This window comes from Actinoplanes sp. M2I2 (assembly GCF_023544445.1).
Taxonomy (GTDB): Bacteria; Actinomycetota; Actinomycetes; order Mycobacteriales; family Micromonosporaceae; genus Actinoplanes.
In genome coordinates, this window is record NZ_JALPVJ010000007.1 from 108164 (window position 1) to 119696 (window position 11533).

The 11533-nt window shown below is 72.5% G+C and carries 11 protein-coding genes; 4 read left to right on the forward strand and 7 right to left on the reverse strand.

Annotated elements, in window-relative coordinates; genetic code table 11:
- Positions 1 to 129: 129 nt before the first annotated feature.
- From HJC40_RS14955 to HJC40_RS14965, 3 genes are read left to right on the forward strand one after another with little or no spacing between them, the layout of a single operon-like run.
- Positions 130 to 603 (forward strand): hypothetical protein, encoded by a 474-nt coding sequence (locus HJC40_RS14955; protein WP_250001689.1) that lies wholly within the window; start codon positions 130 to 132, stop codon positions 601 to 603.
- Positions 600 to 1031: a ferritin-like domain-containing protein gene (locus tag HJC40_RS14960; protein WP_250001690.1), complete on the forward strand. Its 432-nt coding sequence runs from the start codon at positions 600 to 602 to the stop codon at positions 1029 to 1031. Before HJC40_RS14955 ends, HJC40_RS14960 begins: the two co-directional genes overlap by 4 nt.
- A 46-nt stretch (positions 1032 to 1077) precedes the next feature.
- Positions 1078 to 1803: a nucleotidyltransferase domain-containing protein gene (locus tag HJC40_RS14965; protein ID WP_250001691.1), complete on the forward strand. Its 726-nt coding sequence runs from the start codon at positions 1078 to 1080 to the stop codon at positions 1801 to 1803.
- Positions 1804 to 1862: 59 nt separating this feature from the next.
- Here HJC40_RS14965 and HJC40_RS14970 read toward each other — a convergent pair whose 3' ends face one another.
- Both HJC40_RS14970 and map read right to left on the reverse strand, forming a co-directional pair.
- Positions 1863 to 2573, reverse strand: a complete 711-nt coding sequence (locus HJC40_RS14970; RefSeq protein ID WP_250001692.1) for a VIT1/CCC1 transporter family protein — start codon at positions 2571 to 2573, stop codon at positions 1863 to 1865.
- On the reverse strand, positions 2570 to 3427 hold the full coding sequence (map, locus tag HJC40_RS14975) for a type I methionyl aminopeptidase (RefSeq protein WP_250001693.1): 858 nt from the start codon (positions 3425 to 3427) through the stop codon (positions 2570 to 2572). Before map ends, HJC40_RS14970 begins: the two co-directional genes overlap by 4 nt.
- Positions 3428 to 3660: 233 nt before the next feature.
- Between map and HJC40_RS14980 the strand changes: the two genes are divergently transcribed.
- Positions 3661 to 3972 carry an STAS domain-containing protein gene (locus HJC40_RS14980; RefSeq protein ID WP_250001694.1) on the forward strand — a complete coding sequence of 104 codons (312 nt, stop codon included), beginning with the start codon at positions 3661 to 3663 and terminating at the stop codon, positions 3970 to 3972.
- Here HJC40_RS14980 and HJC40_RS14985 read toward each other — a convergent pair.
- From HJC40_RS14985 to HJC40_RS15005, 5 genes are all read right to left on the reverse strand, one after another.
- Positions 3962 to 7555, reverse strand: a complete 3594-nt coding sequence (locus tag HJC40_RS14985) for a SpoIIE family protein phosphatase (RefSeq protein ID WP_250001695.1) — start codon at positions 7553 to 7555, stop codon at positions 3962 to 3964. The two genes, HJC40_RS14980 and HJC40_RS14985, sit on opposite strands and share 11 nt — an antisense overlap.
- Positions 7556 to 7645: 90 nt before the next feature.
- Entirely contained in the window at positions 7646 to 8395 is a 750-nt protein-coding gene (locus tag HJC40_RS14990) for a gamma-glutamyl-gamma-aminobutyrate hydrolase family protein (protein WP_250001696.1), read from the reverse strand.
- Between the two features lie 22 nt (positions 8396 to 8417).
- Complete coding sequence (locus tag HJC40_RS14995) at positions 8418 to 9119, reverse strand: gamma-glutamyl-gamma-aminobutyrate hydrolase family protein (RefSeq protein WP_250001697.1); 702 nt, start codon at positions 9117 to 9119, stop codon at positions 8418 to 8420.
- A 259-nt stretch (positions 9120 to 9378) separates the two neighbouring features.
- Entirely contained in the window at positions 9379 to 10143 is a 765-nt protein-coding gene (locus HJC40_RS15000; RefSeq protein ID WP_250001698.1) for a 3-oxoacyl-ACP reductase, read from the reverse strand.
- Positions 10144 to 11505 carry an aldehyde dehydrogenase family protein gene (locus tag HJC40_RS15005; protein ID WP_250001699.1) on the reverse strand — a complete coding sequence of 454 codons (1362 nt, stop codon included), beginning with the start codon at positions 11503 to 11505 and terminating at the stop codon, positions 10144 to 10146.
- Positions 11506 to 11533: the final 28 nt, after the last annotated feature.

Consider the following 11533-nt stretch of genomic DNA (forward strand, 5'->3'; position numbering starts at 1 on the left):
GGCCCTCAGGGCCCCGCGGCTCAGACAGAGCGTAACGCGCAGCGCCCGACGGCCTCTCGCCGCCGCACCGATTCGGCGCCATCCCCAGCTCACACGTGGTGCCCCATGGTGTTGACTGGCGCGGTGCGGATGAGTGTGACGGGACACAGCCGGAGGCGGGTGCTGGGCCTCGGCGCCGCGGGCCTCGGCGCCGCCGGGCTGACCGGCTGCGGGCTCTTCGACGACGATCCGGAACCGCCCCCGGTGGCCGACCCGCTCCAGCCGCTGCTCGACGAGGCGACGACGCTGGCCGCGGCGTACGACCGGGCGATCGTCAGCCAGCCCGGCCTGGCCGCGCGGCTCACGCCCCTGGCCGACGACCACCGGGCCCACGCCACCGAGCTGGCCCGGCTGATCGGCGCGGCCCCGCCGTCGGCGGCCCCCAGCGGCGCGGCGAGCGCACCGGCCGACGACGCGGCCCGGACGATCGCCGCCCTGCGCGCGGCCGAGCAGGCGGCCCAGAAATCGGCGGTCGCCGCGTGCCGGTCGGCGCCGGCCGGGCGGGCGGCACTGGTCGGCTCCATCGCCGCCTGCCGGGCCACCCACGCGGAGGCGCTGCGATGAACCCACAGCTCGGCGCCGCCCTCGCTGCCGAGGAGGCCGCCATCTATGCGTACGGAGTGATCGGGGTCCGGCTCAACAGCCGGGGCGACGAGACCGAGGCGCGGACGGCCGAACGGGCCCACCGCGGTCGCCGCGACTATCTCGTCGCCCGCCTGGCCCAGCTCGAGGCCAGTTCGGCGCCGTCGCCGGCCGGTTACGAGCTGCCGTTCCCGGTGACCGACCGGGCGAGCGCGCTCAAGCTGGCGATCCAGGTCGAGGACGGGGTCGCCCAGGCGTGGCGGCCGGTGCTGCCGGTGACCGGCGGCAACGACCGGGGGACGGCCCTGGCCGCGATGACCGAGGCGGCCGTCCGGGCCACCCGCTGGCGGCGCCTGGCCGAGGTGACCCCGGTGACGCTCCCGTTCCCGGGCCGGCCCGAGCGGGAGTAATGTCCCTTTTCCGGCTACGCGGTGTACACCTTTCGCGTACGGAAAGATGCTCGACAATGACGGGGTGCAGGACGAGATCGACTTCACCTCGCCGCGGGGACGCCTGGCCGTCCGCCTGCGCGACGTGATCGAGCGCCGCTGGCCGGCCGAGGTGCAGGCGATCGGCGTGCACGGCTCGCTCGCCCACGGCGACGACCACGACGGCAGCGACGTCAACCTGACCGTCATCACCTATCGGCCGGGCGCCGGTCCGCGTCCCGCGCTGCGCAAGGTGGACGGCATCCTGGTCGACCTGCGCGTGGTGACGGCCGAGGAGGGCCTGCGCCAGGCCCGCGAGCTGACCCCGCGCTGGCCCCTGCAGGCCGAGCAGTACGTCACCACCCGGCCGCTGCACGACCCGCGCGGCTGGTTCGCCCGGCAGCGCGACGCCCACCTGGGCCGCCTGGCCGAGACCCGGCCGCTCGAGTTCAGCGGCCTGGCCCGCCACGACTGGGAGATCGCCTCGGCCGCGCACGGCCGGGCGGTGCGCCTGGCCGAGTGGTACGAGACCGACGCGGCGCTCGTGATGATCGCCGACTCGCGGCTGCACGCGGCTCTGGTCACCGGCCTGCTCACCCGGACGTACTTCCGCAATCCGGCCGACGCCGTGCGGCGCACCGGCGTGGCCGGCGCCGACGTGCAGGAGCTCGGCGCCGTGCTCAAGCAGCAGGCCGAGGAGCTGACCGCCCGGGGCAAGCCGGTCGACGGCAACGTGGCCCTGCTGTTCGAGTGACCCGGCGGCCGCCCGCCGCAGCGCGCCGACCCCCTCGGACCGGGCTGATCCGGCCGGGCTCAGCTCACGTTGACGCCGATGAGCACGCCGATCCCGTACGTCGCGGCGGCGGCCAGCGCGCCGAGGACCAGCTGGCGCAGGCCGCCGAGCCACCACGGCCGCGCGGTGAACCGCCCGACCAGGGCGCCCACCACGAAGAGGCCGAGCCCACCCACGCCGAGCGCGAGCCCCAGGCTGTCGAGGCCGAGCAGATAGGGGAGCAACGGGATCAGCGCGCCCACGGCGAAGCACACGAACGACGAGCCGGCCGCCGTCCACGGGCTGGGCAACTCCTCGGGCACCACGCCCAGCTCCTCCTGGGCGTGCACCCGCAGCGCCTGATCGGGGTGCTTCTTGAGGACGTCGGCGACCTCGCGGGCGAGCGGCTCGGGCAGCCCGCGGGCCACCCACATGCCGACCAGCTCGTCGGCCTCACCCTCGGGATTGCGGGTCAGCTCGCGCAGCTCCTTGGCCAGCTCGGCGGCGATCTGCTCGTTCTGGGTGCGCACGCTCGTGTACTCGCCGATGCCCATCGAGATCGCCCCGGCGACCAGCCCGGCCACGCCGGTCAGCACCAGCGTGCTCCGGTCGACCCCGCCGCCGCCCACGCCGGCGATCAGCGCGATGTTGGTGACCAGGCCGTCCATCGCGCCGAAGGTGGCCGCCCGCAGCCACCCGCCCGAGACGTCGGCGTGGTGGTGCTCGGCCACGGCCGGACCGGTGGCGGTCACGGCAGGGTCAGGATCTCGTAGCCGTCGTCGGTGACCACCAGCGTGTGCTCGAACTGGGCCGTCCACTTGCGGTCCTTGGTGACCACGGTCCAGCCGTCCGGCCACACGTCGTACTCGTACGTGCCCAGCGTGATCATGGGCTCGATGGTGAAGGTCATGCCTGGTTCCATCACCGTGTCGAGGCGCGGGTTGTCGTAATGCGGGATGTAGAGCCCGGAGTGGAACGTCTCGCCGATGCCGTGCCCGGTGAAGTCGCGCACCACGCCGTAGCCGAACCGGCGGGCGTACGACTGGATGACCCGCCCGATCACGTTGATCGGCCGTCCCGGCGCCACGGCCTTGATGCCCCGCATCATCGCCTCGTGGGTGCGCTCGACGAGCAGGCGCGCCTCCTCGCCGGCCTCGCCCACGCAGAAGGTCGCGTCGGTGTCGCCGTGCACCCCGTTCAGGTACGCCGTGACGTCGATGTTGATGATGTCGCCGTCCTCGAGCACGGTCGAGTCGGGGATGCCGTGGCAGATGACCTCGTTGAGCGAGGTGCAGCACGACTTGGGGAAGCCCTTGTAGCCCAGCGTCGACGGATAGGCGCCGTGATCGCACAGGAACTCGTGCACCACCGCGTCGATCTCGTCGGTGGTGACGCCGGGCTTGCAGTGCTCCCCGGCGAGCTGGGTGGCCTGGGCGGCCAGCCGCCCCGCGACCCGCATCTTCTCGATGGTCTCGGAAGTCTGAACGTGCGACCCGCGCCACTCTTTCGGGCGTTTCTTGCCGACGTACTCCGGCCGGACGATCGACGCCGGGACGGACCGCCAGGGCGACTGCTTCCCCGGCTCGAGGGCGGCGCGGACGGTCATGGACGGGCCTCCTCGGACGTGCCCTCCTGGCTCTCACCTGCGAGGCCGTAGATCGGTGCGGCCAGGCGCCGCGGGGTGCAGTCGGTCATACCTCAGAGCCTATCGCCGGGCATCGGCCGGCGACCTGTGGCGGCCGACGCACCGGGCCGGATCCGGCCCAGCACGATAACGGCTCTGGTGAGCCGTATCGACCGGTTGTTGCCGCCCCAGGGCCCCTGTGTAATCGTGTCAGCGTGGATCAAGAGCGAGCGGACCAGAACTTCACGGCCACGGCGGCCGTGGAGGAAGGCCGGGTCGTCGTGAAGGTGGCCGGCGAGGTGGACATGTCCACCGCCGATGTCATGTATCAGGCGGGCATCAAGGACGGCGTACCGGCGGCGACGCTCGATCTGCGAGCGGTCACCTTCTTCGACTCGGCGGCCATTCACGCGCTGCTGCGGCTGGCCGAGCAGTACGGCGACCGGCTGATCGTCCTGCCCTCGCCGCAGGTGCGGCGGGTGCTGGAGATCTCCGGGCTGTCCACCCAGCCCTGGCTCAGGGACTGAGCCGCCGGCGCAACGTCACCGACGTACCGCTCTCCGAGCGCACCACCGACAGCTCGGTCAGCGCCCCGATCAGCGCCAGGCCGCGGCCGCGGAAACCGCCCGACTCGCTGGGACGCCACTTGCCCGTGTCCCGGACGGTGACGAGCACGGAGTCGTCGGTCACCGCCGCCTCCACGGTGATGCTCGCCTCGGCCGGCTCCAGCGGGTGTTCGATCGCGTTGGCTGCCGCCTCCGACACGGCCACCGTGAGGTCGAAGATGTCCGGCTCGGGCACGTCGTTGCCGGTGAGGAAGTCCTCGAGCCGGCGGCGCAGCGCACTGAGCCGGGTCGGCTCGGCCGGCAGCCGCAGCACGAACTGCCGCGGTTCGGTCGCCTCCATCGCGAGCAGGGCGATGTCGTCGCGTCGCGGTCGTCGGGCCGCCTTGGCGAGCAGCGCGTCCAGCAGATCCTCCACGTGTTCGGCCGGCTTCGCGGCATCGCTGATCAGTTCGGCCAGCCCGGCGTCGATGCCGACCTGACGGTCCTCCACCAGGCCGTCGGTGTAGAGCAGCAAGCGCGCGTTGCCGGGCAGGTCGGCGGCCAGCGTCGGGTAGTCGACGTCGGTGAGAGCGCCGATCGGCGGTCCCAGCGCCGACGTGTAGAGAAACGAGCCGACCTCGCCCGGCGGTACGAGCACGGGCGGGGGGTGACCCGCGGACGAGAAGTGCAGCCGCCGCTGCCGCGGGTCGAAACGGACGCAGACCACGGTCGCGAACTGCCGGCGGCCGAGGTTGTCCACGAGCCGGTTGAGCCGGGTCAGCGCGGCTCCGCAGTCGAAGCCCTCGAGGATGTACGCCCGTAAGGCGTTACGGAGCTGCCCCATGCCGGCCGCCGCCTGCACGCCCTTGCCGACCACGTCGCCGATGACCAGGAACAGCTGGTCGTCGGGGGCCGCGATCACGTCGTACCAGTCGCCGCCGACCTCGGCCTCGCTGCTGCCCGGCAGGTAACGGCTGGCCACGACGGTCCCGGGCACCCGGGGCAGCGTCTGCGGCAGCAGGCTGTGCTGCAGCGTGCTGGCGATCCGGTGCTCGGCCTCGTAGAGCCGCGCGTTCTCCAGCCGCAACCCGATGAGGCGGGCCAGCTGGGTGAGCACGGCCGGTTCGGGGGTGCCCTGCGGGGACGCCCACACGCGCAGCTCGCCGACCGTCGCGCCGGACGTGTCGGGCAACGGCAGCACCACGTCGGGCCTGGCCTCGTGCTCGGCCCGGCCGCCCACCTCGGCCCGGGCGCCGGGCACGGTGATGACCACCCGGCCGGCGGTGGTCATCACCCGGACGTGCTGGGCCGCGACGTCGAGCACCTCGGCCGTGGTGCGCACCGTGCTCACCGCGGCGGCGGTGTCGACCAGGCCGCGCAGCCGGCTGATGATCTCGCGACGGGCCTGGCCGAGGTCGAGGTTGGCCCGCACCCGGGCGGTCAGGTCCCGGGCCGAGAACGGCTTGACCAGGTAGTCGTCGGCGCCGGCGGCCAGACCCTCGCTGGACGCCTCCTCACCGGCCCGCGCCGAGAGCACCACGATCGGCACCTCCCGGGTGCGCTCGTCGGCGCGCAGCGCGGCGATCAGCCCGAACCCGTCCAGCCGCGGCATCATCACGTCGGTCAGCACCAGGTCGAACTCGTCGCGCCGGGCCAGCTCGAGCGCGGCCCGGCCGTCGACCGCGGTGGTGACGTCCCAGATCGGGCGCAGCAGCCGGGTGAGATGATCGCGCAGGTCGGCGTTGTCGTCCACGAGCAGGATGCGGCCGCGGGGCCGGCCGGTCGTGGCGGGCTCCGGGACCGGCTCGTCGCCGCCCCGCCACTGCTCGGCCTCCTCGACGTACGGCCGGGGGTCGAGCTCGGGGACCGGCCGGTCGCCGCCCTCGGCGATCCGGTCGGGCGGCAGGTGCGCGGTGCCGAAGGGCACGGTCACGGTGAACACGCTGCCCCGGCCCGGCTCGCTCCCGGCGCCGGCCGACCCGCCGTGCAGCTCGGCCAGCTCGCGGACCAGGGCCAGCCCGATGCCGGTCCCCTCGTGGCTGCGGGACCAGGCGCCGGTGACCCGGTGGAACCGGTCGAACAGCAGCGGCAGCTGGTCGGCCGGGATGCCGACGCCGGTGTCGCGCACGGTGAGCTCGGCGCCGCGGTCGACGGCCCGGACGCGGACCTCGACCCGACCGTGCGGCGTGAACTTCACCGCGTTGGAGAGCAGGTTGAGGACGATCTTCTCCCACATCTCGCGGTCGACGTGGACCGGCGCGGGCAGCGGCGGGGCGTCGACCACCAGCTCGAGCCCGGCCCGCTCGGCGGCCGACCGGAACGTGCTGGCCAGCCGGGCCGTGTAGTCGGCCAGGTCGGTGGGCCGGTACGCGGCCCGCAGCCGGCCCGACTCCAGCCGGGAGAAGTCGAGGACCGTGTTGACCAGCTTGAGCAGCCGCAGGCCGTTGCGCCGCATGGGCAGCAGCCGCTCGCGCTGCCCGGCCGGCAGTTCCGGGTCGTCGAGCAGGTCCTCGAGCGGCCCGAGGATCAGGGTCAGCGGCGTGCGGAACTCGTGGCTCACGTTCGAGAAGAAGTTGGTCTTGGCCTGGTCGAGGGCCGCGAGATCCAACGCCCGGGCCCGCTCCTGCTCGTACGCCCGGAGGGTGGCCACCGCCCGGGAGATCTGCGCCGTCGCGAGCTCGAGGAAGTCGCGGTAACCGCCGCCCAGAGCCAGGAAGCGGCTCACCCCGACGACCAGCGCGCCGGCCCGTTGCGTGCCCACGGTGACCGGCAGCACGAGCGCGCGGTCGGCCGCCGAGAGGGGCGCGTCGGTGATCTCCCGCAGGGTCGCCGTCGCCGCCTGCCCGCTCCGGATCACCTCGCGCACGATCGGGTGCGTCACCTCGGGCCCGGCGATCCCGTCACCCCCGCCGTCCGGGAGGTCGCCGTCCAGGATCAGGCGCGCGTACGGGACGTCGGCCGCGTTCTCGGCGAAGACCGCGGAGACCTCGGCCGCCAGCGCCGCCTGATCCGGGCAGTCGGCCAGGCGCGAGCCGAGCGCGCTCAGCGTGCGCACCCGCCGCTCCCCCAGCACCCGGCCGGTGGTGTCGGCGACGATGCAGAAGATGCCCTCGACCTCGCCGCCGGCGGTGCGGATGGGGTCGTACGAGATGTCGAAGTAGGTCTCTTCGAGAAAGCCGTGCCGGTTGAGCACGAACGGGTGATCGGTGGCCCAGAACGCCTCGCCACCGGCGCGCACGTCGTCGAAGAGGGCCTTGAGCAGCGACCACGCCTCGGCCCACATCTCGCTGCCCGGCCGGCCCAGATAGGCGGGATGCTTATCGCCCATCGCCGCGATGTAGGCGTCGTTGTAGAAGGCGCAGTACTGCGGACCCCAGAAGACCACGATCTGAGCGCGGGAGGCGAGCATCGTGGCGACGGCGCTCCGCAGTTCCGGCGGCCATCCGGCGGGCGGCCCGACCGGGTTCGCCGACCAGTCGAGATCGAGCATGCGGCGGCCCATCTCGCCGCCCCGCTCGAAGGCCACGCGGAGCGAGCCGGGGACGCCGTCAGAGCTCTCGCTCATGACCCTCCACATACTCAACTTCGGCTTCGGTTGAGCACCGTAACACCGCGATCGCGCAGCGCTGTAACGGGTGGTCGGCGTGACGAGAGATCAGGCTGCGAAGGCCTGCGGCTGCAATCCGGAGCGTTTCGCGGCCGCTTCGACGAGCGCGGCGAAGACCCGGAGATCGTTGGTGCGCTCGGGGTGCCACTGCACGCCCAGGGCGTACGTGTGGGAGGGGTCCTCGATGATCTCGATGACCTGGTCGTCGGGGCACCAGCCGGTGGCGATGAACGAACCCGGGTCGTCGACTGCCTGGTGGTGGAACGAGTTCACCGTCGCGTGCGACCCGAGCAGGCCGTGGGCGATCGAGCCGGGCTCGATGATCAGGTCGTGCCGCCCGTACGCGGAGGCGTCCGCGGCCAGCGGGTCGGTGCCCGCCGCGGCGCGGTGCCGGTCGTGACCGACCAGGTCGGGCAGGTGCTGGTGCAGCGAGCCGCCACCGACGACGGCCATCACCTGCATGCCGCGGCACACGCCGAGCAACGGCAGGTCGGCCTCGAGCGCGGCCCGCATCAGCAGGATCTCGGACTCGTCGCGCTCTTTGTCGATCTCGGTCTCGGGGTGGCGCTCGGCCCCCCAGTAGGCGGGGTCGATGTCGTTGCCGCCACAGAAGACGATGCCGTCGAGCGATTCGAGAACGTCGGCGCCGGGATCGTCCGGGGTGATCAGCACGGCGCGTCCGCCGACGGCGTGCACAGCCCGCACGTACGTCATGGGGAGCATGCCCGCCACGAGGTCGTTGCTGTTGTACTTCACCTGCTGGGCGTAGGACGTCATGCCGATCAGGGGCCTGCGCATGCGGTGCTTTCCTCCTTGCTCGTTACTGACGTGCCGTCGGGCTTGCTTTCGCCGCGGTCACCAGGGCGCCGAACAGCCGCTCGTCGCGGACGACCTCGGGATGCCACTGCACGCCCAGAACGAATCGATGTCCGGGGTCCTCGACTGCTTCGGCGAGGCCGTCCTCGGCGCGTCCGGTGACGGTGAGCTTTCCGGCATCGGCGACTCCCTGGTGGTGGAAGCACCGGATGGCCAGGTCGTCGCCCATCAGGCCGGCGATGCGGCTGCCGGGCACGAACGACGCGTCGTGCTCGCCGTAGACGCCGGGCGCCGGGCGGTGCTTCTCGTGACCGAGGACGTCGGGCAGGTGCTGGTGCAGGGAGCCGTCGGCGGCGACCACGAGCAACTGCATGCCACGGCAGACCCCGAGGACGGGTACGTCCATGTCCAACGCACGGCGGGCCAGGAGCATTTCCGCCCGGTCACGATCGGGGCGAGTGACGGTCAGCGGCCCGGGCTCGGCGCCGTAGAGCTCCGGGCTCACATCGGGACCGCCGGCCAGCACCAGACCGTCGAGCATCTCGAGCACGTCCGTGTCGTCATGCGGCGGGATCAGCACCGGCCGGCCACCCGCCTGGGTGACCGCTGCCGTGTAGTCGTGCGGGATCAGCGTGGTGGGAAGATCGCGCCAGACGCCCCAGGTGGCCGCTTCCACATAGGTCGTGATTCCGATGATCGGACGCATCACTTCACCGTAACTAGATCACGTTTCGGATCAACACCCGGACGGATCCTTCGGTCATCCTTCAGGTGGAGGGCGCTCGAGCTGCAGGTGCTCAGGGGGTGCGCGGCGCCGTCATCTTGCTGACGACGGCGCCGCGTCCAAGGCCCCTCTGTCCCACCCCCACGGGGATCGACCTGCGCGGGCGGGGATTCGACCCCTTCACCCGACGACGAAATCGGGTGTATGGGGACGGTGCCCGTGTAAACGGAGTCCTAAACGTTCACAGCGGAGTTACATAGGCGCCGGTGATTCCACCGTCGACCACGAACTGCGAGGCGGTCATGAACGAGGCGTCGTCGCTGGCCAGGAAGGCCACCGCCGCGGCGATCTCGGCCGGCTCGGCGAACCGGCCCATCGGCACGTGCACCAGCCGGCGGGCGGCCCGCTCGGGATCCTTGGCGAACAACTCCATCAGCAGCGGGGTGGCGACCGGGCCCGGGCACAGCGCGTTGATCCGGATGCCCTCGCGGGCGAACTGCACGCCCAGCTCACGGGTCATCGCCAGGACCCCGCCCTTGCTGGCGGTGTAGGCGATCTGCGACGTCGCGGCGCCCAGCAGGGCCACGAACGAGGCGGTGTTGATGATCGAGCCCTTGCCCTGCCGCTGCATGTGCGGGATCGCGTACTTGCAGCAGAAGAAGACCGACGTGGTGTTGACCTTGAGCACCCGCTCCCAGGCGTCGAGGCCGGTGACCAGGATCGAGTCGTCGTCGGGCGGCGAGATGCCGGCGTTGTTGAAGGCGATGTCGACCCGGCCGTGCCGCTCGGCGACGCCGTCGAAGAGCGCCCGCACCTGCTCCTCGTCGCTGACGTCGCAGGCGACGAACTCCCCGCCGGTCTCCTTGGCCACGGCCGCGCCGGCGTCCTCCGAGATGTCCACGGCGATGACCTTGGCGCCCTCGGCGGCGAACCGCCGCGCGGTCGCCAGCCCGATGCCACTGCCGGCGCCGGTGATGACGGCGACCCGATCCTGCAAACGCTCCACTTAATCTCCCATGGCCAGAAACACGTTCTTGACGTCGGTGAAGCTGAGCAGCGCGTCCGGCCCCAGCTCGCGGCCCAGACCGGACTGCTTCATGCCGCCGAACGGGGTCCAGTAGCGCACCGACGAGTGACTGTTGACGCTGAGCGCGCCGGTCTCGACCGCCCGGGAAACCCGCAGCGCCCGGCCCAGATCCCGGGTCCAGAGCGAGCCCGAGAGCCCGTACTCGGTGTCGTTGGCCAGCCGGACCGCGTCGGCCTCGTCCTTGAACGGCAGCACCGAGAGCACCGGCCCGAAGACCTCCTCGCGCCAGTGCCGGTCGGCGGCGGAGTGGGCCAGCAGCACGGTCGGCGGGAACCACCAGCCGTCACCGGACGGGGCCCGGCCCGCGAAGGCGACGTCGGAGCCCTCGACGTACGACGCCACGGCCGCCCGATGACCGGCGGAGATCAGCGGGCCCATCTCGGCGGTCGCGCTCGACGGCTCCTCGACGCGGAAGGCCTTGACCGCCGGCTCCAGCAGCGACAGGAACTTGTCGTAGACCGACTCCTGCACCAGCAGCCGTGACCGGGCGCAGCAGTCCTGCCCGGCGTTGTCGAACACGGACGAGGGCGCGGCCGCCGCGGCCTTCTCGAGGTCGGCGTCGGCGAAGACGATGTTCGCGCTCTTGCCGCCCAGCTCCAGGGTCACCCGTTTCACCTGGTCGGCCGCGCCCGCCATGATCGACTTGCCGACCCCGGTCGAGCCGGTGAAGCAGATCTTGCGCACGGCCGGATGGGTGACGAACCGTTGACCGACGACCGAGCCCTTGCCCGGGACGACCTGGAACACGTGCTCGGGCAGCCCGGCCTCGAGAGCCAGCTCGCCCAGCCGGATCGCGGTGAGCGGGGTGAGCTCGGCCGGCTTGAGCACGACCGTGTTGCCGGCCGCCAGCGCCGGGGCGAACCCCCAGCCGGCGATCGGCATCGGGAAGTTCCACGGCACGATGATGCCGACCACGCCGAGCGGCTCGTGGAACGTCACGTCGAGGCCGCCGGGGACCGGGATCTGGCGGCCGCTGAGCCGCTCGGGCGCCCCGGCGTAGTAGTCGAGCACGTCGCGCACGTTGCCCGCCTCCCAGCGGGCGTTGCCGATGGTGTGGCCGGCGTTGCGCACCTCGAGCTCGGCCAGCTCGTCGAGGTGCTGGTCGACCACCGCGGCGAAGCGGCGCAGCAGCCGGGCCCGGTCGCCGGGCGCGACCGCCCGCCAGGCCGGAAAGGCACGCTGAGCGCGGTCGATCGCCGCGTCGGTCTCCGCCTCGCCCAGCGACGGCACGGCGGTGAACACCGCACCCGTCGACGGGTTGATCACGTCAGTTGTCGTCACATCGCCCTCCCGCCTGGATCTTTACACA

What these genes read in the sequence shown, in the direction of transcription:
- HJC40_RS14990 (WP_250001696.1), bottom strand. Translation starts at nt 8,395, where the DNA reads ATGCGCAGGCCCCTGATCGGCATGACGTCCTACGCCCAGCAGGTGAAG.
- HJC40_RS14995 (WP_250001697.1), bottom strand. Translation starts at nt 9,119, where the DNA reads ATGCGTCCGATCATCGGAATCACGACCTATGTGGAAGCGGCCACCTGG.
- HJC40_RS14985 (WP_250001695.1), bottom strand. Translation starts at nt 7,555, where the DNA reads ATGAGCGAGAGCTCTGACGGCGTCCCCGGCTCGCTCCGCGTGGCCTTC.
- HJC40_RS14960 (WP_250001690.1), top strand. Translation starts at nt 600, where the DNA reads ATGAACCCACAGCTCGGCGCCGCCCTCGCTGCCGAGGAGGCCGCCATC.
- HJC40_RS14955 (WP_250001689.1), top strand. Translation starts at nt 130, where the DNA reads ATGAGTGTGACGGGACACAGCCGGAGGCGGGTGCTGGGCCTCGGCGCC.
- map (WP_250001693.1), bottom strand. Translation starts at nt 3,427, where the DNA reads ATGACCGTCCGCGCCGCCCTCGAGCCGGGGAAGCAGTCGCCCTGGCGG.
- HJC40_RS14965 (WP_250001691.1), top strand. Translation starts at nt 1,078, where the DNA reads ATGCTCGACAATGACGGGGTGCAGGACGAGATCGACTTCACCTCGCCG.